This window comes from Bacillus sp. OxB-1 (genome assembly GCF_000829195.1).
Classification (GTDB): domain Bacteria; phylum Bacillota; class Bacilli; order Bacillales_A; family Planococcaceae; genus Sporosarcina.
The window spans coordinates 2238011-2263294 of sequence record NZ_AP013294.1; the positions used below are offsets into that span (position 1 = coordinate 2238011).

Here is a 25284-nt window from a genome sequence, read left to right on the forward strand (position 1 = left end):
TTCAGCAAAGCTGAATGATGAGAGGACCGGGGGTATGTAGAGGAGGCATTTTTATGAACGAAGAACAATTGAAGCAGAACCAAGGGAAGCCGAAAGCGGGCCGGAGCGTCTTGCTCGGCGCGGCCTTCTTGATGGCGACTTCCTCAATCGGTCCTGGCTTTTTGACGCAGACGACCGTATTTACGCAGCAATTGGCGGCAAGCTTTGCGTTCGTCATTTTAATTTCCCTAATATTGGATGTTTTTGCCCAGATGAACGTTTGGCGCATCATAGCGGTATCCGGGTTACGCGGGCAAGAAATCGCGAATAAAGTATTGCCGGGGCTTGGCGTCGTGCTGGCTATCCTCATTGTTATGGGGGGACTGGCGTTCAACATCGGTAACGTCGCCGGAGCGGGGCTCGGTTTGAATGCGATGCTCGGCATCGATCCGATTAGAGGGGCAATCATTAGTGCCGCTTTTGCCATTTTCATATTCGTCTTCAAAGAGGCAGGGAAAATGATGGATAAAGTGGCCCAGGCTGCTGGGTTCGTCATGATCCTTCTCATGTTGTATGTCGCATTTACAACTTCTCCACCGGTTGGGGAAGCGCTAGTTAATACAGTTATGCCATCTGAAATCAGTATTTTTGCAATCGTAACGCTAGTCGGTGGAACCGTCGGCGGGTACATCACCTTCGCTGGCGGACACCGCCTCTTGGATGCGGGCGTGAAAGGGGTCGAATCCTTGCCCGAAGTGACAAAAAGTTCAGTTACAGGAATTTTGGTGACAGGCATCATGCGGGTGGCGTTGTTCCTTGCGGTGCTCGGCGTCGTGTCCCAAGGACTTGCCATCGACCCGGACAACCCGCCGGCTTCGGTCTTCCATTTGGCGGCAGGCGATATTGGGTATCGGATGTTTGGTGTCATCATGTGGGCGGCGGCCATCACATCGGTCGTCGGAGCGGCGTACACGTCAGTGTCGTTCATCCGTTCATTCCACCCTATGATTGAGAAATACCATAACTGGGTTATCATTTTATTCATCTTGCTTTCGACATCGACGTTCGCATTCGTCGGTCGGCCGGTCAATGTCCTGATCTTGGTTGGTGCATTGAATGCCCTAATCTTGCCGCTCGCTCTCGGAACATTGTTGGTCGCAGCGCATAAGAAAGATATCGTCGGTTCCTATAAACACCCGAAGTGGTTGACGATCCCTGGAATCATCGTCGTGCTCATCATGGGCGTGTTGGGAATCATTACATTGTATGAACAAATACCATTGCTGTTTAAATAAAGAATAGATGAACAGAAGCCCAGTGGTAATAAGTCAAGTACCAAAATCGAATGAATTGGAAATTTAATTATATCAAATTCTTTTATCCACGATTTTTAGGTATGACAAATAAACCTCGCATTTTCTTTTTTTAAAAAAACGAAGAAAATGGAAGTCCGGCCTAGAAGAAAGGATGTGAGCGGGCTATCTTACCCTCTCCTTTCGGGTGGTGTGTACAATTGATTGGTGCGTAGTAGCGAATACACCAACCGTACCAGTTTTCTTGCGGTCATGACGAGAGCACGTTTGTGTTTATGTTTCGGAACTTCATTGTATTTCTTTGTGTAGAATGCCTTGTATTCTGAATCATGTTTGCGAATCGATTCGGCAGCTTGTATGAGATAGTATCGTAAATACTTATTGCCCGTTCGCATCCGACTTGTATTTTCGGCTTCATATTCGCCTGACTGGTGCTGATTCCAGACCAATCCAGCGTACTTGGCCAGCGCATGATGATCCTTGAATCGCTTCACATCACCAATTTCGGCAATCAGACCGGCCGCGAAGACATCTCCAATCCCTTTGACAGACGTCAGCGTCTGTGGAATGCCTTTCATGAGTTTGGCAATCTCTTTGTCCAACCTCTTGATTTGCGACTCCATGTGCTGGATGGTGCTTAATGTGACGGACAATGAGATGTTCACCGGGTCCTCCATGGTCTTATGTAGGCGATAAGAGGAACGAGCGAGTTTCTGGAGATATTTCGCCAGCTCTTCAGGTTCAGCGAAGCGGTTCTTGCCCTTCTCCTGAAGAAACGAAATTAATTCTTCAAGCTCCATCTCAGCGATGGTTTCAGGATCCAGCTCCTCAATTACTGCGAGACTGGTCGTACCGAAGGTACTGGAGAAGGGGTTATCCTGTCGTAAACCACTGAACTTCAAAAACAGCTGATTTAAGAAATAGGTTTTATTTCGACCAATTTCCTTCATGAAATGGAAACGGGTTCTCGTTAATCGTTGTAAAGCCTCATAGTGATGAGCTTCTTTCATTTCCTGTGGCAATCGTCCAAAGCGCAAGTGATCTGCGATAACCCAGGCATCGATTTTATCGTTTTTCGGTAAGGTGTCGTACCCTTTTTTAAAGCGCGCGACTTTCCGTGCGTTCAGTACGTACACCTTCGTCACCACATCGGGTTCATATCCTTTTAACTGATCTTGGAGATAGTGGGCAATATGCCAGGCATACTGGTCTGTTGCTTCCATTCCGATTTTTAACTGTGCACACTGACTCTTTTCCGCTGTTTCCAATATGCGTTTGATCAGGGTATCAGCCCCGGTTCGATCATTGGAAACAGAAAAATCAGCGAGTGTGACTCCGTCCGCATTCATGAAATGGACATGATGGGACCGTAAACTAACGTCTACACCGACAAGCATTTGTGACATGCCAATCACCTCCTGGTGAGTAAGTAATCAAGATCGTTTCAGACCTGGGCGCCCATGGGAATCATCGATGTCTTCCTCGTCATAAGCACTCAAGGAATGGAAGACCAAAACGAGCGCTACACTCTCTTCCGTTCAGCGGCGCAACCAGTGGTTAGACCTTCAATGATGAGCCATGGGTAGCAGGCTTTTTAAGCAGTACACCTAAGTGTCCGCAAGGAGTGATAGCTATCTCCCGAGACAATCCTGTCAGCTTCTATTGTCCCATGGGCCGATCTGAAATTTAAAGTGAAATTATTAGGTAAAAGAAAAGGACGAAGTCTTGAAATGGAGCCTCCTCCATCCTTCGCCCATCTGCCTATTCAATTGTACGCATGGTAAATAAACAGGTAAGCACCTGTGAGCAGTAAATCATTAAACTAAAGTGAATACCTACGACTTCCCCGTTCTATCAGGGTGAAGCGGGTGAAACAAAAACAAGAGTGGGGAAGCCGAAAGGCATCCATTTCCTATAGGAGTCCAACAGACGGCTCCAGCTGTCCGGATCAACTGGAAATTCTATCGGAAAGAGCTCTTACTACTAATATACGAGGAGTGATATGATGGGAACATATGAAAATATGGCTCCGAGCGAAGTGCGGGAGCTAATTCGTAAACAAGTGATCAAGAGTCCGACTGCAGGTATGTCGAAAGGCTACACCCAGGCGAACCTCGCCATTTTGAAAAAAGAGCATGCGTTTGACTTCCTGTTGTTCTGTCAGCGGAATCCAAAGTCCTGTCCTCTATTGGACGTGACGGAGCCGGGCTCTTTCCGTCCGAGCAAGATTGCGGACGGGGCGAGCTTGCTGACGGACATTCCGAAATACCGGATTTACAAAGATGGGGTATTTACGGAGGAAGTGACGGACATCACCGAATATTGGGAAGACGATATGGTCGGTTTCCTCATTGGGTGCAGCTTCACATTTGAAACGCCATTGCTGGAAGCGGGCATCCCGGTCCGCCACATCGAGGAAAATTGCAATGTGCCGATGTATAAGACGAACATCCCAAGTGAAAAAGCAGGCGTGTTTGAAGGGCCGACCGTCGTCAGCATGCGGCCGATGTCACCGGAAGACGCCATCCGTGCCGTCCAGATCACGACTCGGTTTCCGTCGGTCCACGGGGCTCCGCTCCACATCGGCGATCCAAGCCAGATTGGGATAACGGACATCACAAAACCGGATTTCGGAGATGCCGTGACGATCAAAGAAGGGGAAGTCCCGGTATTCTGGGCATGCGGCGCCACTCCCCAAGCGGTCGCCATGGAAAGTAAACCGTCCATCATGATCACGCACGCCCCTGGTCATATGTTCATTAGCGACGTCCGCGACGAATCACTCGCCGTGTTGTAAAATTGAAAGCCCGTCCCTCCTAGTTGAATAGGCGGGGCGGGTTTTTGGTTTGGCTTGCGCTTTTATCGTTTTTGCGAAACCTCGCAACTGTATGGCCTTCGCAATATCTTGCTGAACTCCGATGTCCCGGCCGGACGGGGCTGTCCAGAAAGTGGATTTTCCGGTTAAACACGCAAAAAGCAAGAGCTCTGGTCGCTTTCCGCGGGCCAGCCGACGAGCCTCCTCCGGCTTACAGCCGTGCGGGGTCTCGTCGGCCGGCTTTCCCGCAGGAGTCTCCCGGCGCCCTTGCTTTTTGCTAGTATCCAACTCTGTGCCTGGACTTTTCGGACAGCCCCTAGTTCAAAACTATCTTTATAAACTCCCAAACGTACTGCCGAACTATAACGCTCTTGTCAAAACCCGCAACGCTTGACAGCGACTCCCCAACGCAGCATTCAAAGTAATAACCCCCCATCCCGTCAGACCGTAAAATGCTCCATATCCAATTGCAGTTTCTCGGCGAGTCCGGCGAGGATTTGTGCGTTGGAGGAGATTTCCTCGTTGGCTGCCAGTTGTTGTTCGGTGGCGGCGCTTGTCGATTGGGCTTCGGTGGCGGCACGCTGGGCAAGATTTTGGACTTTTGCAGCTCCTGTTACGACGTGGCCGGTCATTTGTCGGATCTGTTCGATGGCGGTGGTGACAGTGGTGATTTTTTCAGCGACATCCCGTTCGGCATGTTCGATTTGGTCGAACACTTCGTTCGTCTGCTTCGTGACGGCCAACCCTCCCTGTACCAGTTCGTTGCTCTGATTGGTGCTTTCGACAACACGGGCGACATCAGCGATCATCGTATCCACCGTCTGGCCGATTTCGGCCGCGGAAGTGCGGGATTGTTCGGCCAGGTGGCGCACCTCTTCCGCAACGACCGCGAACCCTTTCCCGTGTTCACCGGCCCGCGCCGCTTCAATCGCCGCGTTCAGAGCGAGCAGGTTCGTCTGCTCGGCGATGGCGGTGATGAGGCCTGTGACGTTGCGGATGCTCTTCGAGTGCTCCGCCATTTCCTTCATCCAATCCGCGGTATGGTCTATCGCCATGTGAATGCGGCTCATTTGCTCCGCTACATTATCCATATAGTCCGCGCCTTGTACGATGAGGCGCGTCACTTCTTCGGAGGAGCGGAGCATCGCTTCATTTTCCCCGGTGATTCGGTCGATTCCTGCGACCATTTCTTCCATCGCGGAGGTCGTGGCGCCGACAATCGTCACCTGTTCATCGCTTCCGGTCAAGTTGCGCTCTGAAATGTCCGCAACCATTTCCGACGCTGCCAGGCTCTCTTCAGAACTGGCAGACAGTTCTTCCGCCTGAACCGCCACTTGGACAGATGTATCCCGAGCGCGCATGATGATGTTCCGCAAGTCCTCCGTCATGGCATTATACGCTTTTGCCATATCCCCAATTTCATCGCGATTCCGGATCATCACTGGCTCCGTCGCCAGATTGCCCCGGGCGATTTCCATTATAGCCGTAGTCATCTGGATGACCGGACGTGCGATGCTGCGGCCGATGAAGTACGCGACGAGGACGCTTGTCAAAATCGCGGCGCTGATCATTGCCAAAATGAGGTTCCGCGTCTGGGCCGATTGCGCTTTCAATGCACTCTCTGTTCTGGCCATTTCTACTTTCTGAGTTTCAATGAGTTGCGCAATCTGTTCCGCAATTTGCCGCTCATATCCGGTGGCGTTCGGTAGATTCGCTAAAGCGCTTTCAAATTTACCGTTGCTGGCATCGACCAGAATCATGTCCAAGATCCCTGTATAACTTTGATTGGCCTCCCGGATTTCCCCTAGAATTGCCTGATTCTCCGTACTGGCCATCATCTCCGTCAGTTGCTGGTAAATCTCTTCAAACCGGTCGCTCAATCCGATCCGGCTCATCAGATGCACACCGTCTTTCATCAATAAAAAACCGCGTATCTCGCTCGTCATATTACTCTGGATGGCCCCCATTTCCTCCAGCAATAAAACCTTCTGAATCCGGTCATCGATTAAAAAACGATATTGTTCATTCATTTTAGATAGCGATCCGTATCCCGCCAATCCAACAATAATCAAAAAAAGAAGCACTGTCAGAAATCCTCCCCACAACTTCCGACCTACAGTCAATCGCATCCCATCACCCCATTTGCTATATATGATTACCATTATAGACCATCTGTTGATAGGCGTATAGATTTATTGCGGAAAAGTGGGAATAATGAGTATTCGGTAATGGGCAAAATAGTTTTAACTGGAGCTTTACGTTCCGGGTTTCAGGAGACCTTCCCATTTTGCATGTATGAAAATCTGTGGATGGACAATGATAATCCATATAGGGAAAGGAGGCATATGATGGGAACATTACAACGGATTGCGTTGGGATTAGTCATAATCGGAGCGCTGAATTGGGGATTGATCGGCTTATTTCAATTTGACCTGGTCGCCACGCTGTTCGGCGGGCAGGGCGCGTTTTGGTCCCGTGTCGTGTACGGGCTCGTCGGCTTAAGCGGACTCATTTGTTTGGGATTGTTGTTCAAGCCGGAGGAAAGACGCGAAGAACGAATAGAAGTGCATCGAGAGCCTCGGTTTACGAATCCGAACCTCCATACTGAGTTCGGGGAAGAGCATGACTTGACACGCAGACGGAATCCAGACGTGGACCAGGAAGACTGAGATAAAATACCTCCTTTCGATCGTTGGGCGCGAAAGGGGTCTTTTTGTATTCTTTGCAACGTTTATCGCAACCCATCGCAAGTCGAGTTCGACCTATTTCCCAGAGTCTTTGCGCAATGTGAAATCGCGGAAATTCATGGCTATTCCGTGTTTCTCCGCATGCTTTCTTGACAATTGACTTCATATAGTGTGAATAGAACCGGGGAGTTATACAAAGTTTGCAATGAGACCCAGCAAATCGGCCCTCCCTTTCCAAGAATTCAGGTTCTTTGGACAATGCCGATCAGGATGCAAGATTTCCGGGAATTGTAGTATGATGGTACGTGTACATGCCGTGGCATTGCATCATTTTGTCCAGGGGAGGGCCGCCATGTTTTTTATTGAAGTCAAGCGCATTATCGCCGTCGTTCTCGGCTCATTTCTCGTTGCGCTCTCATTGAATTTTTTCTTGATCAATGCGAATGTCTACGCCAGTGGATTTTCCGGCGTCGCGCAGCTGGTGTCGAGTGTGCTTTATGATTATTTCGGTATCACGTTGAGCACGGGAGTATTATTGCTGATATTGAACATTCCGGTAGTCTTGCTTGGCTGGTTCAAAGTTGGGAAAGGATTCACGATTTACAGCATCGTCTCGGTCGCGTTCATGACGTTATTCCTTGAGTTGCTGCCTGTGTTGTCGGTGTCGGATGACATCATCTTGAATGCGGTCGCTGGCGGAGTCCTAATGGGGATCGGCGTTGGTTACACGTTGAAGCTTGGAGCCTCGACAGGAGGATTGGACATCATCGCCATGCTGCTGTCCCGCAAGAAAGGCAAGCCGATCGGAACGTATTTTCTTATTCTGAACGGCGTCATCATCATCTTGGCGGGAATTTTATACGAACCCGAAAATGCACTTTATACGATGTTGACCTTATATGTTACGACCTCTGCCATCGATGCGATCCATACGCGTCACGAGAAGTTGACAGCGATGATTGTGACGAATCAGGCGGACGAACTTCAGCAGGCAATTCATCGGACAATGGTTCGCGGGATTACAATTTTGCCTGCCAAAGGGGCCTATTCGAAAGAGGATAAGCATATGTTGTACGTCGTCATCACACGCTATGAATTATATGATCTGGAGAAGATCATCAAGGAAGTGGACCCGAAAGCATTCACGAATATCGTACAAACGGTCGGGATTTTCGGCTTCTTCCGGAAAGAGGGCGAAGTGGTGGAATGAGAACAGGTGTCGGGAATTTTCCGACACCTTGTGAATGGGTGAAATCAAATCGAGGGCCGTACCCAGTCCGGGTAAATCGGCTCGAGGCTTTCGGTCGGATCGGACTGGATTCCGTATTGAGGAATCGGGTAGCGAAGACCGTTCTTGGCCAGCTTTTTCAAACCTTCGATTCCTTTCGCCAAGTCGGCAGGCGGTATGGCCATGAGCAGTTCATCATCCAGGACGCCGCCATACCGTCGTTCTGCGTAGCAAGGGATGGATAAGCTGGGCGACCCGGTTGACAATGCACGTCCCCATGAATCCGCGCACGAACTTTCCCCCGCAACGCTCCATTCGAATTTCTTGAACCCGACCCATTGCAGGCCGTTGATTAACAGGATCATCTGTCCCGGTGTCCCGTAGAGTAGGCAAATATCCGGATTCTCGATCCGCCCCGATTCGAGAGGCGAAACGGCAAGTGCTTTATATTTCCCAAACTTGACGACGTCCAAACTTTCCTGGTGCGCGGCCGAATCTTCACGTGTGCCGAACCAGACTCCATCCATAGCTTCCCCCGATAGCCAGTCCTCGTCCTGAGGCAGGAGTCCCGCGATAGCCCCGCATTGCTTCATTGCTAGATCATTGGCCGTGATGCCGACCGTCCAACCGAGACGCGCCGATTGAGCGACAATCTGATCGAGCAGATGGCGGCGTTGCGGTCGCCGAATCTTTGAAACCGCTTCCATTTCCTCGACGGACGAATACATTTTCATCCCGATCGGAATCGTCTTGAGTTTCAAGTACTGATTGAGCTCATTCACCATTTCTTTAAAATCATACGACATTTGCGTTTCTGCGTTCATAACGAATCCCCCTTTACGTGAACCATTCTCCTTTTGTTAGTGTAATTGGTGCAACTGTCGTAATTATCTATCTATTCAAAGGGGTTGTCAAGGAGAGTTTTTGAGGATCGTAAGGGTTTCCAAGGAATTTGGGCGAGTGTTCAACAAAATGGAGAAGATGTCCGACAAATGGTGAAAAGTGTCCAACGAAATGGAGAAGGTGTCCAACGACTGTAGGGGTTTCCAACGACACGGGGCGAGTGTCCAACGAAATGGAGGCTATGTCCAACGAAGTGAAGGTAATGTCCAACGAAGAGTGGCAGGTGTCCAACGAAAGACGGAAAGTGCCCGACGATTGTAGGGGTTTCCAACGACTCGGGACGAGTGTTCAACAAAATGGAGAAGATGTCCAACGAACGGCGCTCGATGTCCGACAGCAAATCGACTTCAACGCAAAAAGCCAAGGCTGAACTTACTGTTCAGCGCTTGGCGGGCACGGGTGGCGGTCAGTCTTCCGGTTTAAATGTCTTGCAATCCGTTTCTTCGCTGTCGGCGGCTTGTTTGCCGTGTTGGCTGACGACGTAGATGACGTCTGCTTGACATTTGTTGCCGGCGCCCCAGTACGTGCAGTTGTTGACTTCACAAAGGATGCGTTGACCCATGATCCTTCCACCTCCTCTTTCGTATGATGCCCAAGGGGGGAAGGGATAATCCGGCATCCGGTTGGAAATTTCTTTGACGACGCCGTAGCCAGATTTGACGTTCACACGGGCTGTCCAATGGCCATCCGCGGGGTCTTCATTTGTTTCCAACAAGTGGAATCGGGAGAGTCCGAAGTCGACGGTGTACGTGTCGGCTCGTTCTGCGTTGTACAGTTTGCCGGATAGGTAGAGACCGTGTTCCGGTTTCCTATCGGTTAATCCGGTCAGGACGTGGTACATCCCTTGCTTGTCCAGTTGACCGAAAACCTTGACTGGCGGGGAGGCGTCTTCAGCCGCGAGGGCGGCCTTCAAACTATCGGAGAACAACGGTTCCGGGACATGCTCAATGGCGTATTGCAATAAGACGAATGATTCGGTTTCTTCCTGTGCCGGGGCGCTCGCTTTCAACAGGACCTCGTCGCCGGCCGTCCAGACGACCATTGGCGGCATGGCAAGGCCGAGCAGGATGATCAAGGGGATGCCGAAGATGACGAGGCGGCCGATTTTGCGATGGTCGGATGGGGACATGTCAATCTGCACCTCTTCATGTGTAGGGTATAGTAAGAACCTTCCCAAACGCTGACGCTTTAACACATCGTTCGGGCTGTTGTAATAAATTCTGGCGGTAAGGCCGCTTTTTCATATTTTTTGCAACGAAACGGGTTCGTCGTTTTCCATTACTTCATTAATCGATAGAGAAGGCTCTCTAGTTTCGGAGACTAGGTTTAATTCGCCCCGTCTATTGGGGATGATAGGAAGTAAAGGACCGGTCGGGAAAGGAGGAGGGCGGCATGGAATGGTTTATGTATGCTTCGTTTCTGCTCGCTTTGTTGTCGATGTTGTATGCACTCGAGGGGATCAAACGGAATAAGGAGTTGGAGGAGCGGTTGGAGAAGTTGGAGATGAAGCGGATGTCCGGGGCGGAATGAGCGGCACTACCGGGAATCGTCTCTCCCGGCCGGAGGGCAAAGTTTTCTTTTCCACCTTCTGCCGAAAGTGCCCCTGTGCAGGACAGAGCGTGCCGCGGCTCCGTGACTAGTAGTCTATGCGTTTTTCCGTAATTTATTCATTCCGGTGAAAGCGTGCGGGGCCGCATTGAATGCAGTTGGTTTGTCCGAATTCGTGGAAGGGAATGATAGGAAGGAAAACGCTTGGAGGGGGTGCGGAAGATGGATCGGATCTTCGCGATATTGGCGTTCGTCGGGGTGCCGCTTGTCGGCATCGGTGCGTTTCTGCATTGGTCCGCGATTACGATGTTCGTCCTTTGCTGCATTGCCATCATTGCGCTCTCCGGCTATATCGGACGGGCGACGGAAAGTTTGGCGATTGTCAGCGGGCCGCGGGTCGGCGGGTTGCTCAATGCGACGTTCGGGAACGCCGTGGAACTGATTATTTCCATTTTCACCTTGAAAGCCGGGTTGGTCGGCATCGTGCTTGCGTCGTTGACGGGTTCCGTCCTCGGCAACTTGCTCCTCGTGCTTGGCTTGTCCTTCTTTGCAGGGGGCATCAAATTCCAGCGGCAGAAGTTCAGTCTGCATGATGCCCGCTATAATTCCGGATTGCTCATCTTCGCGATTATCGTCGCGTTCGTCATTCCGGAAGTGTTCTCGATGTCGATGGACCCGCGGACGACTTTCAATTTGAGCATCGGCATCTCGGTCATCTTGATCGCGATTTATATGGCCGGCTTGTTCTTTAAACTTGTCACACATCGTGGGGTGTTTTCCTCGTCCGATGTGCCGGCGGAAGAGACAGAGGAACCGGAGTGGACGAAGGGGCGATCGATCCTCGTCTTGCTCGTTGCGACGGTGGCGGTCGCGTTCGTCTCGGAACAGCTCGTCCATACATTTGAAACGCTTGGCGAAAAATTCGGCTGGACGGAGTTGTTCATCGGGGTCATCATCGTCGCCATTGTCGGGAACGCGGCGGAACACGTCTCGGCTATTACGATGGCTATCAAGAACCGGATGGATGTGTCTGTGGAAATCGCGGTCGGCTCGACGTTGCAGGTGGCGATGTTCGTGGCGCCGATCCTCGTCCTCATTTCGATTTTCATGCCAGTGGCGATGCCGCTCGTGTTCACGATTCCGGAGCTCGTCGCGATGATCACTGCCGCTTTACTCGTCATCAACTTATCAAATGACGGCGAATCGAACTGGTTTGAAGGGCTGATATTGTTTGCGGCGTACATCATCATGGGCATTGGGTTTTATTTATTATAAGAAAACAGCAGCCGGGGGAGGGGCTGCTGTTTTTCGTGCTAGTAACGGCGGAATAGGCGGGCCAGTCCTTTCAGAATAATGGCCAAGGCGAAGACGGCGACCAAGATGGCGATGACAATGAGGAGAATTGTCAAGAGGAGAGAAGCACAAGGAAGCAATCGCGGCAGCAGGATAAAAAGCCCGAATAGCGAATAGGCTGCCAAGATGCAGAGGAAGAATAACGAAACCGCGCTGTCACAGCATTTCGACATAAAAACACCTCCTTCGTTGTACTATATGTACGGATGAAGGAGGTGGAGTAATGAAGCCTCCCATTTCCAGGGAGATTTCCTTATTAGGCGTTGGATAGCTGCGGCACACGAATCGATCTGTACCATTGCTGGAATAGCAGGATGATGAGGATCAAATCAACCGCATCGCCCCCGTAATACATGAGCATCGCGCCGGGGCGGGCTTGTTCGAACGGGACGCCCGCGGGCGGATAGGCGTACAGGAACTTTGACAGGATGCCATGCCCCGCCAATGCAAAGATGAAGACGGTGGTTCGGTATCGATAGCTGAGCCGATGGGCGACTGGATCGATATAAATTAGGGAAATCGTGAAAAGATAGCCAGCTGTGAAAACATGGATATGAATTGCGATATGAAGCAAAAGATGATGGTGCATCGCTTCGTATAAAGACGTCGTATACAGTAGCCAGAGTCCCCCGATGTTCAAGATTGACGCGATGATCGGGTGCGAATAGAAGCGGGCGACCGGACTTTTCAGCAGCCGGCTTATTTTCCGCGCCGCGCGGACAGGCAGCGTCCGGAGCAGAAGCGTCATCGGGGCGGCGAGTGCGAGAAGCAACGGCCCGAGCATCCCGAGGAGCAGATGTCCGACCATATGCACGACGAAGTCATCATGCGAGGTATGGGCGAGCGGTCCGACGAGCGCAACGGAGCTAAGCAGCACGCCGAGTAGCCAGAACAGCGTCCGGTGCCAAGGCCACGGACGGAGATTGCCGCGCCGGTTGCTTGCACGGACGGCCGCTGTGTAAAGAATGATGGCGAGGAGGGCGGGAATGCCGAAAAACCAATCGGTGAACGTCCAGGCGGACGGTTCAGGAGGCATGGACGACCGCCCCTTTCGCCTGCCGTTCGTCGCGTCGCGCAGAAGAAATCAACAGCACGCCAATCAGAATCAGGATCACTGCCGAGATATTCCACACCAGGTCATATGGCAGGATTTCGACATTGTAGCGGATTTGGTGGATCCTCATCACCTTATGTTGGATCGTTCCGTCATAAAGTTGGAATGCGCCGCCGCCGAGCAGCTTGCCGCCCCAGAACATCTTATGCCAAAGCGCCTGCCTTCGAGCCAGATCCGCTACGAGGAACAGCCCGCCGACCGTCGCAAACCAGCTGAACGCATGGAACAGCCCGTCCGACACGAGACCGATGGCGACCGTCGATTTATCATAAAATTTATGCCAATGGAGCAATTGGTGGAATACCGTTTCGTCAATGAACGCCACAAACCCGAGCCCGAACAGAATGCCCGCCCACAAGTTCCGCTGTGCGAACGCGGAACGATTTTCCCAATGGATCGTTTTGGATGCCATCCGTTTTGTCACCTGCCAACTGTTTTTCATTAGTATTGCCTGGATGGGAAGGGGGCAAACCGCGAGACGGAAATTGTAACCAATAAGCGGAAAGACCGTCCGACTTATCCACCATCCAGTAGTTGAATGAAATGAACCTTAATTTGCCCCTCCGGATTTTGAATGTTTATCCAGGAAATATTTTGTAGAAAAGTAAAATGAGAGATGGTTCATCCTGGCCCTGACAGATGTGACGAACTGACCAGCTGTAGTCGGGACAGCTTGACCCCGCCAATAACTAGAGTATTTAAGAGGGATTTAAATAAAGAATATATCGGGACAAGTCCCGACGTCATCTTCAAAGTGATCGATTTGAAGAGAGGCTCCTGTTTCTGTTATCAAACTTCCAAACCCCGTAAATCGTATTGTGTACTAGAGTATTTGCTTGGGATAATCAAGTTTTGGTTTATTTTTCATTATTGTATTAAGAATGGATGGCAATCGGGTTGGACTGGGTTCACTTGTTTACAAAAGAGAGGTGCTTGCATTGGAGGATTTAGTGGTGTCGGTGTTTTGTATCGTGATGGGCATCTATGTTATTGCGAAAAATAGGAAAGTCGTGAGGGAATTATCCTTCCTTCAATTGGTGTTCGCTTTGTTTTCCTTCCTCGCTGCGGTAGGTATCGCGTTTGTCAGCATTTATTATGGGGGCAACTGGATTGCTGGGCAATTTTCGAATCCAGCAGTCCGGTTCATCGTCTTTGCGCTGATTGTCTTGTTGACGCTCAGCCTATGGAGTTGGATTCTAAGAAAGATGCTGCATAAAATCACGAATGGGGTTTTGCCAGGGAAAGGATGATGAGCCGCGTGTATCTCGATGTGATGCCGATTGGGTGGAAGGTGTGGAAGAAGGGCGGAGCGGTGATCCGCTTTTTCTACTGGAACGGCCGCAGATATTGCTGGGTGCAGGACCGCTTTTTGAAGACGGGGGGCGGTTCGATGTGAGATTGCTGTTGGAGTCGGCCAGGTCGGTACTCCGGCGGTCGGCGGGTGATATACGTGAATCTTGGCACCTCGTCCGACACCTAGGAAACAAGCGAAAGCAAGTTCATGCGCTCGTCTTGCTGTATGTGAACATCGTCTTTCTTCTTTTCTATGCCTGTATTTGTTATGTTGCGGTCCTCTTTGTACTTGTAGGTTTCGTCGGTGGCTTGGCGCTTGGCATTCGGGAGAGTCCTTGGTGGTTTTTGCTCTGGTTGATGCCCCCTTTCGCGTTTTTGCTGTTTCATTTTGTCCACGGTGTTGCGCAAATCAAATTCCAGGAAGGCATTCAGGCCTATCGGGAGCGGCATGCCCTGCCGGGAGAGGGAGAGCGAAAGCGGACACACGACTGAATTTCAAACTATTCACAGATCTATAGTTTGTTAATTCCAAATTAGAAAGAAGGGGGCTGTCCGAAAAGTCCAGGCACAGAGTTGGATACTAGCAAAAAGCAAGGGCGCCGGGAGACTCCTGCGGGAAAGCCGGCCGACGAGACCCCGCACGGCTGTAAGCCGGAGGAGGCTCGTCGGCTGGCCCGCGGAAAGCGACCAGAGCCCTTGCTTTTTGCGTGTTTAACCGGAAAATCCACTTTCTGGACAGCTCCTGTTTTGGTACGGAGGGGAAATTCTGATCGGGTTTGTTTGCAACCAGCCGCAGCTTGTCGGAGATGAGCTGGCGTCCTCCACATTTTACCTGGCTTATTTTTTCCTGTGTTTTGTTTTTTTCGACTGATGCAATTCGGCAAACTCATTGGCGATTTCCTCTGTCACTTTCTTTGGCTGGATCTTCTGGTTTTTCGGTGTCTGCGGCAGTGAACGGGAATTGTTCCCGCCTGTTGTATGTTCGTCTCGTCCCATTTGACACACTCCTTTCCGTCCTACTATGGACCGTTCACGTAGTTTTATTCGAGCTAATCGGGCTTACTTCGGTTTGTCCGACCATACGGTGATTGGTCGCGTAATAATCTGTTTCGTCAGAATGAAGTGACAAAATGTTTTAACTGTTATATACTAGTGGTAATTAAAAATAACTGTTACAAAACAGAGAAGACCAAAAAACGTAAGAGGAGGAAAACAGGATGAAGAAAGACAACCACAGTGAAAAGATTTGCAAGGAATGCGGTGCAAAAATCGAGGAGCATCGCGAGTCCATGTTGTATGAATGTGAACGTTGCATCGGCCGTCATGAAGAGTGAAAAAGCGTTCCGGGTTCCCGTTTGGAGGGGATTCGGGACGTTTTTTCGTTATGGCGACGATAGTTGGTTGCATCGTGTATTATTCGACACGCTTGCTGTCACGGACTGATTGTTTGCAAGCTCAAGTTTTCAACTAACTCATTTCAGTCCAAGACGTTATCCCGCTGCCCGACCTCGACGCCTCGCCTCAAGCCGCATACACTATCTTAACAGGAAAAAGTACCGGATTCCCTTGTTTCACCGGGGAGCGGCCGAATGGAATAGAATCCACTGAGCGATACTGAAGAAGAGTATCCGAGGAGGGATTGAAATGGATGTAAGTTTGATTTGGCAAGTGATTTTAATATTGGTAGTCGGCATTTTCCTGCTCCGTTTATCGGGGAGGAAGTCGATTTCGCAAATGACGATCGCACAGACTGTCATTATGATTTCCATCGGGACGTTGTTAATACAGCCTGTGACTTCTAAAAGTGTTTGGACGACAATCGTCGTGGCGGGTGTGTTGATCGGGACGATGTTGGTCATTGAGTTGCTTCAGTTGAAATGGGATGGGGCGGAGGGGTTGATTACCGGCAGGTCGACTGTAGTCATCGAAGGCGGACGCTTGCAAGAGGAGAATCTGCGGAAGTTGCGGCTCTCGGTGGATCAGCTGGAGATGCACTTGCGGCAGAAGGGGATTGGCAAGATTACGGATGTGCAATGGGCGACGATCGAACCAAGCGGCCAACTTGGCTATCAGCTGGCAGATAGGAAAAAGCCCGCGACAAAAGAAGACGTGGATCGGCTGCTGCAAAAGTTGGATGAGGCGCTGGTGGAGTTGGGCGGCTCCAATACGGGCAACGGAATGGCGAAGGGGGAAAACATCGCTCCCTTGTTCAAGGAAATCGAGCAAGGTCATGACCTGATGGACCCGCCGGAACGGTTGCAGTAAAGGACCCGGCTTTTTGTACCCAATCGGCGAGAAAAGCGCTATATAGGAAGTGAAAGAAGAAAGGGGAGGTCAACTTTGGTAAAGATTGTGATGGATGCCGGGCATGGATTGCCGACGCCGGGCAAACGTTCGCCGGATGGGGAGAAAGAATGGGATTTCAATAATCAAGTCGTCTTGGCGTGCATCGCCAAGTTGCAGTCGTATGGTGGAGTCGACGTATTGCGGGTGGACGACCCGACGGGAAGGCGGGATGTGCCGCTTCGGGAACGGACGGACCGGGCGAACCGCTGGCAAGCGGATGTCTACGTAGCCGTCCATCATAATGCCAACAGCGGGACATGGGGGGATTGGAGCGGCGTCGAAACGTATACGTACGACCATCCGCAGGCCAATCCGAAATCGGTGGATTTGGCACGCCTCGTCCATCCCCGGATCGTGCGCGCGATGGGGCTTGCGGACCGCGGCTTGAAGCGGGCGAATCTCCATGTGTTGCGCGAAACAGCGATGCCTGCCATTTTAACGGAAGGCGGATTCATGGATTCAACGATCGACATCCTCGCGTTGCGTTCGGCAGCAAGGTTACAGGCGCAGGGCGAGGCAATTGCGGAAGGATTGGCCGCCTATTTCGACTTTCGGGAAAAAAAGGGTGGAAAGGGGGAAGGGGAATTGCCGGATTCGTATGAAAAAGACGCGCCGCCTTCCGAATGGCTGGCGCAGGAGTTCCAGGAGGCGGTGGATCTTGGAATTACGAATGGTACGTATCCAAGACGGCCGGCTACTCGTGAAGAGGTGGCGGTGATGATTGTTCGGGCGATGAGGAGATTAAAAGAGGAATGGTCTAGTGGGAATACGCCGGGTTGATTTGGAAGGAAAATTATATTGAAAAAACCAACCCCACCTCTTATGTGAGACCTGTGTAGAGGTGGGGTTTAGTAAAACAATAGCAATTTTACCTATGATACAATGCCGGCATGCGTGTCCTCGATCATCACACTCTAAATTCCTGGATTGCTTGCTGCAACTGGTGCGCCTGCCCGCTCAGGGTATGGGCGACCGCGTTGATTTCTTGCAATGTAGCGAGTTGCTCGTCAACCGCGGCCGTGCTTTGTCGGGTTCGCTCGGAAGATTGGGACGATTGAATGGCGATTTCCTGGACGGAGGCGGAAACTTCTTCCGCGCCCGCTGAGATTTCTTCCGTAGCTGCAGAAATATCCACGATTTGCCCGCTCATCTGTTGGACCGCGGAGACGATGGCTGAGAAGGCCTGGCCGGCTTCATCGATTACGCTGACGCCTTCTTCTACATTTTTCAGGCTGCCTGCGACGGCTTGTTCCACGTTTTTCGCATCTTGCTGGATCGTGATCGTGAGCTGGGCGATTTGGCTTGCCGATGCTTTGGATTGCTCCGCAAGCTTCTTCACTTCCTCCGCGACGACCGCGAAGCCTTTGCCGTGCTCGCCGGCCCGGGCTGCTTCGATGGCCGCGTTCAGCGCCAGCAAGTTCGTCTGTTCGGTGATGTTGGTGATCACTTGCGTAATGTCCTCGATTTCAAGGATTTGTCTGCTCAATTGCCGGATCAGGTCGTTCGTCTGGGAAGAGGAGTCATGGATGACTGTCATCTGATTCTTCGCAGACCGGACGGATTGTTCGCTCGTTTCCGCGAGTCCCATCGTCTCGATTGCCCGGGTTTGCAAGCTTTGTGTCGATTCCGCGATGCGTTGCACGCTTACTGCGGTTTCTTCCATCGCTGAGGAGCTGCCTTCTGCGGAAGCGGCTGCTGTTTGCGCGCCCTCGGCCATCGTTTCCATATGACGACTCAATTCCTCGGAAGTGCGTGCCGCTTCTTCAGTGTTGACGGACAGCTGCCCGGCAGAAGCCGTAACTTGGAGTGCGTTGTCGTTCACCGTGCGGATGAGCGAATGCAGATTGCCTTTCATTTCATTGAACGCTGTTGCCAAATCGCCGAGTTCGTCCTTTGATCTTAATCGGATATCATCCTGTGTCAGGTCGCCGCCCGAAATGAGAACGGCCTTTTGCACCAACCGCTTGACAGGGCGGGAAATGCTCCGTCCGAGAAACGTTGCGATGAGGAATCCTAGTAGAATGAAGACAACGGAAGCGATGATCAGCGATTGCCGGGCGACGGCTATTTCATTTTCCGTGATGGCCCGATCCTCGACAATCAAGGTCTCCTGGAATGCACGGATGCGTTCGCTCCCTTGTTGGATTCCGATTGTAGCGCTCCGAATCTCCGTGTTCATAATCGGTTCTGCTCTGTTGTAATGTCCCTTCTTGATGTAGTCCACCGCTTCGGCCGCGGCCGCATCGAAATTCCCCATATTTTCTTCAATCTGCCCGAGGGCGGTGACCATTTCTTCGGACTGAATGAACGGAGTCAGTTCATCGATCGATTGGCGCAACGTTTCCTGATGGGATTCCAAGGCGGAGAGCGATCCCATGTCGCGTTGCAAATAATAGGCACGGATGTATAAGCCTTGCATCGCCGCTTCTTTTTGGATTGCGTCCGATAGGTGGACTTGTTTCATCCGATTGTCGAGCAGGTGCTGATACTCCTGATCGATTTTCTTCAATTGCATCAAGCTGAATATGGAAAATGCCAAGAGAATGGCTAATACTAAGCTGAAACTCCCATATATTTTTTTACCGATTGTCATGAATATCGCCCCCCTTTATGTATGTATCCGTTTTCGCCAAGAATGTCAAAAGTCCTTTAAAAATGCTATACTTCTTAATTATCGGTCAAGTGACTAAATAATGAAATATTAAAAAAGTATCATATCTATAAAAAAGTGCTAGGCACACACAATTCAGAGCTGTGTGAGTGCCTGGCACCATTTTTTATACATAAACTAGTCCTCTCATCGTTGTGCTACCTCCTAGCCGGTTACCACTCATGTAATCTGTTATTATTCCTCACTAACCAGTAGTTGTGAAGTGTATCTGGACATGAAAAAAGCCGGCTCCTCCATCCATTTTGAGGAGGCGCCGGCGGTTTGTTCCAGATCAGCTTTTCTAATGGAGCAATCCCGATTCCCGTGATTTCTTTAAGAACTGGCGTGTCTTTTCGTTGATCTTCTTTTTGAAGAAGAACCCGATTAAAAAGATGGCTATCGCGACTGGCAGTAGGAAGGAGAGGTCCCGGGTGATCCGGGGCCAAACGATGCCGCCGACCGCTTCCCGCATCAAGTCAATTGCATAGGTGAAGGGAAGTCCCGGGTTGATCCATTGAAAGAAGTCCGGCAACAGCTGGACGGGATAGGTACCCCCGGACCCAGCAATCTGAAGGACGAGCAGGACGATGGCAAGTGCTTTTCCGACATCGCCGAATAAAGAGACGAGCGTGTAGACGATGATGATGAACAACAGGCTGATGAGCAGGCCGAACAGCACGAACCAGACCGGGTTTTGCGGTTTTACGCCGACGACTACTAAATTGCCGACGGTGACGATGATCGACTGCAAGAGGCCGAACGTCGAGAAGGTGAGGAGGCGTCCGACATACAACTGCCTCGCTGTCGGCAGCTCCTCTGGTTTCACTTCCGTCGACAATAAGGAAATCAGCAGAAGGCAGCCGACCCAAAGGGATAGTACGGTATAGAACGGTGTCATCCCGGTGCCGTAATTCGGAATGGGGAACAGTTTGTGTTCATTCAACGTGACGGGTTCTTCAAAGAAATTCCGCTCCGCCTCCGGGTCATTGCGCAGTAATCCGATAATTTCCGGGAGATCCGTTTCATCCTGCAGCTGCTGGAGCCGGTTGGCCAGTTCATTGACCCGAGTATGGACGGCGGGGTATTTCCCCAATGCATCCTTGATCATCGTCTGCCCTTCGGAAATCCGACCGGATGCGCTCGTCAAGGTCGCGCTCACTTTCGGCAGCGTAGACTGGATCGTCGTCAACGTTGTTTGGGCCTGCTGCAGAACCGAACGGGCCCGCTCCGTCTCTTTGCGGATCGTCGGTTCAATGACTTCATTGTATTCTTGGATGAAGCCGTCCAACCGCAATGATGTGTTCGCGGCAATGCTTTGCAGGTCAGTCAACGTTTTCGCGAGGTCTGCCTGCTTCCCTTGCACTAGCGAATTCAGCGAACGGGCATTGGTCTGCGACTCCCGCAAAAATGATTGGACGTTGTTCACTTTCGCCGATACATCGTCCAATCTTGTGGAGACGGCATCATGCGCCGCGTTCTCCTGGTTGATGGTTTTAAGCCATTGCACATCTCCCGATATTTCGTTCAATATACCGATGGACTCGGACAATCGATTGTCGAGTTCCGTTTTGACCCGGTCCAATTCCGTGAAATCGAGTGATACGCCGTTCACCCGCTGTAAAAAGGAATCCACATCCTTTGCGATCTTGGACGCTTTCTCCAAATCCTCCCGGACGCCCGGGGAGATGTCCGCCAGTCTTTTCTGCGCGCCGGAGAGTAGGGCGGAAGCGTCTTGCAACGTGTCGAGCCCTTCCGAAGTCATATTTTGCACGGTCGGCATCAACGTCTGAGCCCGATGGATGATCGTCTGCGCGGAGGCGGCATCCTCAGTCATGCCAATCAGCAGATCATTCACCTCGGGAAGCTTTTTCTGCATTTCGAATACATAGGCTTCAAAGTTTTCCAAATCAGGCAAATCATTTTCCAATTCAATCCCTAACTGATTGAATAAATCGAAAATGACGCCGTTCACCGTTGCAGTGAATTGGCCGCTAATTTTATTTACAATGACGGAAGCCCCTTTTTGTGTGATCTTCGGGGCGATGGAATTGATTTTTTCATTTACATAATATTCGATTTCCGCTTTTTGCGGAACGTCCGAGACGACGGAGGCTAGTTTTTCGGAGAAATCTGCCGGGATGACGAGCACCGAAAAATAATCGCCATTCGTGACTTGGTCCATAGCTTCCCGGCGACCCGTGAAATGCCAATCGAAATCATGATTACCTTGCAGCATGTCCACAAGTTGCTGCCCGACTTCAATCCGCTCCCCGCGAACCGTGGCGCCACGGTCTTCATTCACAACGGCCACAGGCATATTTTCCGTTTTGCCGTACGGATCCCAAGAAGCGTAAATATTCAGCCAGGCATATAACGACGGCAGCACGATCAAGCCGCCGATGATGAGCAGGACAACCCAATTCGACAAGACGCTCTTTAGGTCATTCGTATATATTTTCCAACTGTTTTTCAATTCGGTTCCCCCTCGGAATAAAGGATGATATTCCTACTATATCCATCCAAGAGAGTACCGAATCCTTGGGGGAGACGGTCAAGGCATAGAAAAAACGGCCATCCGCCATGGGACTGCCGTTCTATCCATGCTTTCAGCTTCCAATAGTCGGGAACGTGATGACCATTTGTCCTTCCATATTAATGATTTCAATCAGCTCTTCGTCAAAAAGATAAGGCGTGTCTTTTGCATCGCGCGGCGTAATTTTTTCATACATGTTTTTCACCGACAGGACGGGGAACGTCACCGGGATCATGCGCCCGTTGTGAAGCGTCTGCATATTCCCCATCAGGAAGACTTCTTTGCTTGATGCGGCGAAGCTTAAGTGGCCGACCTTCTTCTGCGAAGCCTCCGAAATCAGAGGCACGCCCTGCAGAAGGGAAATGAGGCAGAGGATGAAATCGTTGATGACATCATGCGGCAGCTTCTCCCATCCCCATTTCGCGAACAGCGCATTGAATCCGTTGCGTATTTCCTTGAATGAAAACACCGGATCGATCCGCTTCGGACTTTTTGCATTGCCTAAATTGCCGATGATCTGCTGGCATTCCGTCAAATACTCCTTCACCAGGCCGGCGGATTGCCCGCGGTCCAAGACGAAATCGCAGAGCGCCTTCACGGTCGGGATATCATCCGCTTCCTCCCGCACCAATTGTAAAAATCCATAAAAATACTTCTCATCAAACCATCTTTTGTTGAATTGTTCATAATATGACTGTACTAACTGCTGCTGTTTCTTATCCACTTCGTACTCTCCTCAACTTCTTAAAATCAATTATGACGAACAGCCGCTGCATGAACTGCACGAACTGCATCCGCTGCTTGAATCCGAACTGCCCCAGCCGGAATCGGAAGACCCTCCGCTAGCGGGAATGGCTTCAAAAGTGTTAACATCGCTGGCGATGTCATTCCAATCCTCATGCTGCTCGTCTTCCCAGTCTGCAGGACCCGCAGATCCCGCTGCACTACCGTCGCCGCCCCCGCCATCGTTTTTCTTCTTTTGTTCTTCATAATACTCATACCCTCCGTAGGCCGAGACGCCGAAAATGGCGGGTCCGTACCAATAGCCGTCGACGTGGGGCACCCGTTTTTGCGTGGCCGGATCCGGCAGTTCCAATTGCTTCTCGGCAAAATCCAAGAACGCCTCGAGCGCTTCGACGGTCGGCGCGCTCGCATGCTGGCGGCCGAGCCGGGTTTTGATACCTTCCGGATCGCGCAGGATACGCTCGATCCATCCTTGGTGCTCTTCCTTTTCCTGCAAGAAATCACCCCACAGATGGGAATGCGACGAAACCGGAAAGAACGAAAGGTAAAGGAGATCGAACCAAGCCCGCTCCTGTGGCAAATGCTTCGGTTTTTCATGCGGGTGATGCTCGATCGGTTCCCCGATGAACTGATAACAGAACTCTTCATACAACACATGCTCTTCGAGGAAGAAGTGCCAGACGTCATCGACTTTCTTCGAAAACATCGGCAACCCTTTGGACACGCTGGCGAGAAGCAGGAATTTCTTCAGCTCGTACCAGTGTTCCCGCAATTCCGCGTCGGTCAAGGTCCGCTTCGCCTTCTGGATCCGGACGTTGACCGTCTTTTCGATTTTATACGACCAGGCCCGATTGAACTGTTGGAAAAGCTGTTTCGTCTCCCGATCGGCCCAGACCGGCGGCTCCAGTTTTTTGGAATAAAGGAATTTCTTCTCCTTTGCATGAAAGTAACCATTGGCAATCGCGGTCAGGACGGCAATCGCCACAATGATCACGCCGAAAGTGATGATCAGCTCCATCGCATTTCCCTCCTATTCTATTATCCACTATGCCTGGGCGGAATGGTGTCCGGATTTTACAGTAAGGCACTTTAGGATGCTGTGGTTTTAAACTGCATTCCTTCTGAATTAACTTATCTTAAAATCCGGACCATTTACCCGAGGCTGTCTAACCTGATTCACTTGGTGCGTCAAGTTAGATTCTATTTTTCACGTTTCAACGCTTCAATGGGCACAAATAGCCCAACGTGGCCGTAGTCATCATGTTCCAATGTCGCAAACACGACACCGACCACTTGCCCTTCTTCATTCAACACGGGGCTGCCGCTATTGCCGCGGTAGACCGGGGCCCGGATCATGACGACCGGCTCTTCCCAGTCTTTTAACTGGGTAAGATCGATTATCTGTCCTTCATTCGCAATGCCTGAGAAGCTGAGTGGATTGCCGATGAATGTAATCGGTTCGCCTTCCGGATAATCCGGCTGTTCCGCCAGGTCCAAATGGGGGAGGTCCTCGCCGTCCGTCTCCAAGACCGCGATATCGATGGCGGGATACGTCTCCGTCACTTTGGCCACATAACGCCCGTCGTCTGGGAAGGATACCGTCACTTGCCCGTTGCCTTCGATGACATGGTAGTTGGTCAAGATCGTCCCTTCGCTGGAAATCGAAAATCCGGTCCCTTTGCTGTCGCCTGTTTCGATGACGACGACGGATTTCTTGTAGGCCGCGATATCTTCCTGCGCCGACAATCGCGCTGACGTTTTCAGAAATTCCACCGCCGGGATGGAGACGAGTTCAAAGACGAAAGCGAAAGTGTTGACGAGCAGCACCGTCGCCATCAGCCAAAAGAGCCAACGGGGAAACGGGCGCCGGGATGCAGGCTTGCCCTGGTTTCGCGCCCGTTGCTCCCAGTACTCGCGCTGTGCTTCCAACGCCAGCTCCTGCAACTCCTCGTCCGTCAACTCCTCATCCGGTTTCTGTTGTCCTGTTTCATTCGAAGTCATGCAATCACATCCACGAGTTTCTTAGATTCATTATACACGAAAGGGGAGGTAGAATTGTAAAGGGGGACAGGCACCTTTACAATTGATGGGTTTGACGAACTGCTAAATGGGACCTACACTTTTTTCTGGAGGCGATATCTTGAATCACATGATGAAAAATAGATTTGAAGAGAACTTGAGGACATCGAAAATCATTGCCGCGATCAAACATCCGAAGTCGATAGAAAAGGCGATTCAGTACAAAGAGAACATTGCGGCGGTCATTTTAATGACGGGGAATATTTTAACGGTCAAACAGTACGTGGATGTGCTGCAAAAAGAAGGATTGCCCGTCATTGTGCATGTCGAGAAGATCGGCGGGCTCCAGGTGGATGATTATGGCATAGATTTTATAGCAAACGTCCATCCGTTTGCGATCGTGACGACGAGATCGAATATCATCCGAAAAGCAAAGAGAAAAGGATTGTTTGTCATCCAAAGGATCTTTCTCATCGATACAGAGGTCTACGATCATCTATTGGAAAATGTTGAACATTTCCAAGCGGATATTATTGAAATCATGCCGAGCAGAGTGCCGGATTTTTTGGAGAAGCTGTCCAAAGCTTCGCCGATTCCAATTATTACGGGTGGGTTGCTGACGACTCCCGCTCATGCAAAGGACGCGTTGGACCATGGGGCGGCTGCTGTGACAACCTCGAACACCAAGTTGTGGAAAATAGGCTTATCCCATCTTTACTAAACCTTTGCAATTCATTCATATGAAATTAATAATTCCCT

26 protein-coding genes are annotated in these 25284 nt (G+C 50.9%); 13 read left to right on the top strand and 13 right to left on the bottom strand.

Features of this window, described 5'->3' with window-relative positions; genetic code table 11:
• Positions 1 to 53: 53 nt before the first annotated feature.
• Positions 54 to 1274 (top strand): NRAMP family divalent metal transporter, encoded by a 1221-nt coding sequence (locus OXB_RS10950; protein ID WP_041074260.1) that lies wholly within the window; start codon positions 54 to 56, stop codon positions 1272 to 1274.
• Between the two features lie 188 nt (positions 1275 to 1462).
• On the opposite strand, the gene OXB_RS10955 is transcribed toward OXB_RS10950, so the two are convergent.
• Positions 1463 to 2698 (bottom strand): IS110 family transposase, encoded by a 1236-nt coding sequence (locus OXB_RS10955; protein WP_041074262.1) that lies wholly within the window; start codon positions 2696 to 2698, stop codon positions 1463 to 1465.
• 599 nt (positions 2699 to 3297) lie between these two features.
• Between OXB_RS10955 and OXB_RS10960 the strand changes: the two genes are divergently transcribed.
• Positions 3298 to 4089: a putative hydro-lyase gene (locus OXB_RS10960; protein ID WP_041074264.1), complete on the top strand. Its 792-nt coding sequence runs from the start codon at positions 3298 to 3300 to the stop codon at positions 4087 to 4089.
• A 458-nt stretch (positions 4090 to 4547) separates the two neighbouring features.
• Here OXB_RS10960 and OXB_RS10970 read toward each other — a convergent pair whose 3' ends face one another.
• Positions 4548 to 6269 (bottom strand): HAMP domain-containing methyl-accepting chemotaxis protein, encoded by a 1722-nt coding sequence (locus OXB_RS10970; protein WP_084212447.1) that lies wholly within the window; start codon positions 6267 to 6269, stop codon positions 4548 to 4550.
• A 186-nt stretch (positions 6270 to 6455) separates the two neighbouring features.
• Between OXB_RS10970 and OXB_RS10975 the strand changes: the two genes are divergently transcribed.
• Complete coding sequence (locus tag OXB_RS10975) at positions 6456 to 6776, top strand: DUF378 domain-containing protein (RefSeq protein ID WP_041074270.1); 321 nt, start codon at positions 6456 to 6458, stop codon at positions 6774 to 6776.
• A 370-nt stretch (positions 6777 to 7146) separates the two neighbouring features.
• Positions 7147 to 8004 (top strand): YitT family protein, encoded by an 858-nt coding sequence (locus tag OXB_RS10980; protein ID WP_041074272.1) that lies wholly within the window; start codon positions 7147 to 7149, stop codon positions 8002 to 8004.
• A gap of 44 nt (positions 8005 to 8048) precedes the next feature.
• On the opposite strand, the gene OXB_RS10985 is transcribed toward OXB_RS10980, so the two are convergent.
• Positions 8049 to 8846, bottom strand: coding sequence for a DUF169 domain-containing protein (locus OXB_RS10985; RefSeq protein WP_052483983.1), 798 nt, complete (start codon positions 8844 to 8846; stop codon positions 8049 to 8051).
• A 260-nt stretch (positions 8847 to 9106) separates the two neighbouring features.
• Between OXB_RS10985 and OXB_RS10990 the strand changes: the two genes are divergently transcribed.
• Positions 9107 to 9295: a hypothetical protein gene (locus OXB_RS10990; protein WP_041074273.1), complete on the top strand. Its 189-nt coding sequence runs from the start codon at positions 9107 to 9109 to the stop codon at positions 9293 to 9295.
• 36 nt (positions 9296 to 9331) lie between these two features.
• Here the strand turns inward: OXB_RS10990 and OXB_RS18230 are convergent, their stop codons facing one another.
• Positions 9332 to 9487 (bottom strand): DUF1540 domain-containing protein, encoded by a 156-nt coding sequence (locus OXB_RS18230; RefSeq protein ID WP_070098235.1) that lies wholly within the window; start codon positions 9485 to 9487, stop codon positions 9332 to 9334.
• Between the two features lie 830 nt (positions 9488 to 10317).
• Between OXB_RS18230 and OXB_RS18865 the strand changes: the two genes are divergently transcribed.
• On the top strand, positions 10318 to 10455 hold the full coding sequence (locus tag OXB_RS18865) for a hypothetical protein (protein WP_158333679.1): 138 nt from the start codon (positions 10318 to 10320) through the stop codon (positions 10453 to 10455).
• Positions 10456 to 10695: 240 nt separating this feature from the next.
• Entirely contained in the window at positions 10696 to 11748 is a 1053-nt protein-coding gene (cax, locus tag OXB_RS11000; protein ID WP_041074275.1) for a calcium/proton exchanger, read from the top strand.
• A 38-nt stretch (positions 11749 to 11786) separates the two neighbouring features.
• Here cax and OXB_RS11005 read toward each other — a convergent pair whose 3' ends face one another.
• From OXB_RS11005 to OXB_RS11015, 3 genes are all read right to left on the bottom strand, one after another.
• On the bottom strand, positions 11787 to 11999 hold the full coding sequence (locus tag OXB_RS11005) for a hypothetical protein (protein ID WP_041074277.1): 213 nt from the start codon (positions 11997 to 11999) through the stop codon (positions 11787 to 11789).
• A gap of 83 nt (positions 12000 to 12082) precedes the next feature.
• Positions 12083 to 12862 (bottom strand): cytochrome c oxidase assembly protein, encoded by a 780-nt coding sequence (locus tag OXB_RS11010; RefSeq protein ID WP_041074278.1) that lies wholly within the window; start codon positions 12860 to 12862, stop codon positions 12083 to 12085.
• Positions 12852 to 13352 (bottom strand): DUF2243 domain-containing protein, encoded by a 501-nt coding sequence (locus tag OXB_RS11015; protein ID WP_041074281.1) that lies wholly within the window; start codon positions 13350 to 13352, stop codon positions 12852 to 12854. The genes OXB_RS11010 and OXB_RS11015 overlap by 11 nt, the downstream gene beginning before the upstream one ends.
• Positions 13353 to 13878: 526 nt before the next feature.
• On the opposite strand from OXB_RS11015, the gene OXB_RS11020 reads away from it, so the two are divergent.
• Positions 13879 to 14190 (top strand): hypothetical protein, encoded by a 312-nt coding sequence (locus OXB_RS11020; protein ID WP_041074283.1) that lies wholly within the window; start codon positions 13879 to 13881, stop codon positions 14188 to 14190.
• 34 nt (positions 14191 to 14224) lie between these two features.
• Positions 14225 to 14725 (top strand): hypothetical protein, encoded by a 501-nt coding sequence (locus tag OXB_RS11025; protein WP_158333681.1) that lies wholly within the window; start codon positions 14225 to 14227, stop codon positions 14723 to 14725.
• 345 nt (positions 14726 to 15070) lie between these two features.
• Here OXB_RS11025 and OXB_RS19055 read toward each other — a convergent pair whose 3' ends face one another.
• Positions 15071 to 15229 (bottom strand): hypothetical protein, encoded by a 159-nt coding sequence (locus OXB_RS19055; protein ID WP_173426006.1) that lies wholly within the window; start codon positions 15227 to 15229, stop codon positions 15071 to 15073.
• Between the two features lie 221 nt (positions 15230 to 15450).
• On the opposite strand from OXB_RS19055, the gene OXB_RS18690 reads away from it, so the two are divergent.
• The 3 genes from OXB_RS18690 (at position 15451) to OXB_RS11035 (ending at position 17359) form a co-directional block, all read left to right on the top strand.
• Positions 15451 to 15567: a YhfH family protein gene (locus OXB_RS18690; RefSeq protein ID WP_144399687.1), complete on the top strand. Its 117-nt coding sequence runs from the start codon at positions 15451 to 15453 to the stop codon at positions 15565 to 15567.
• A gap of 310 nt (positions 15568 to 15877) precedes the next feature.
• Positions 15878 to 16498, top strand: a complete 621-nt coding sequence (locus OXB_RS11030; RefSeq protein ID WP_041074287.1) for a DUF421 domain-containing protein — start codon at positions 15878 to 15880, stop codon at positions 16496 to 16498.
• Between the two features lie 75 nt (positions 16499 to 16573).
• Entirely contained in the window at positions 16574 to 17359 is a 786-nt protein-coding gene (locus OXB_RS11035; RefSeq protein ID WP_052483984.1) for an N-acetylmuramoyl-L-alanine amidase family protein, read from the top strand.
• A 127-nt stretch (positions 17360 to 17486) separates the two neighbouring features.
• On the opposite strand, the gene OXB_RS11040 is transcribed toward OXB_RS11035, so the two are convergent.
• The 5 genes from OXB_RS11040 to OXB_RS11060 all read right to left on the bottom strand — a co-directional run bounded on the left by OXB_RS11040 (position 17487) and on the right by OXB_RS11060 (position 24507).
• Positions 17487 to 19172, bottom strand: a complete 1686-nt coding sequence (locus OXB_RS11040) for a methyl-accepting chemotaxis protein (protein ID WP_041074289.1) — start codon at positions 19170 to 19172, stop codon at positions 17487 to 17489.
• 358 nt (positions 19173 to 19530) lie between these two features.
• Positions 19531 to 21702: a YhgE/Pip domain-containing protein gene (locus OXB_RS11045; RefSeq protein WP_041074291.1), complete on the bottom strand. Its 2172-nt coding sequence runs from the start codon at positions 21700 to 21702 to the stop codon at positions 19531 to 19533.
• Between the two features lie 133 nt (positions 21703 to 21835).
• Positions 21836 to 22486, bottom strand: a complete 651-nt coding sequence (locus OXB_RS11050) for a hypothetical protein (RefSeq protein ID WP_041074293.1) — start codon at positions 22484 to 22486, stop codon at positions 21836 to 21838.
• Positions 22487 to 22516: 30 nt separating this feature from the next.
• Complete coding sequence (locus OXB_RS17985; RefSeq protein WP_052483985.1) at positions 22517 to 23524, bottom strand: hypothetical protein; 1008 nt, start codon at positions 23522 to 23524, stop codon at positions 22517 to 22519.
• Positions 23525 to 23706: 182 nt separating this feature from the next.
• On the bottom strand, positions 23707 to 24507 hold the full coding sequence (locus tag OXB_RS11060; RefSeq protein ID WP_041074297.1) for a S1C family serine protease: 801 nt from the start codon (positions 24505 to 24507) through the stop codon (positions 23707 to 23709).
• Between the two features lie 148 nt (positions 24508 to 24655).
• Between OXB_RS11060 and OXB_RS11065 the strand changes: the two genes are divergently transcribed.
• The gene (locus OXB_RS11065; protein WP_041076650.1) at positions 24656 to 25246 is read left to right on the top strand and encodes a glycerol-3-phosphate responsive antiterminator; all 591 of its coding nucleotides are present in this window, start codon (positions 24656 to 24658) and stop codon (positions 25244 to 25246) included.
• Positions 25247 to 25284 lie beyond the last annotated feature (38 nt).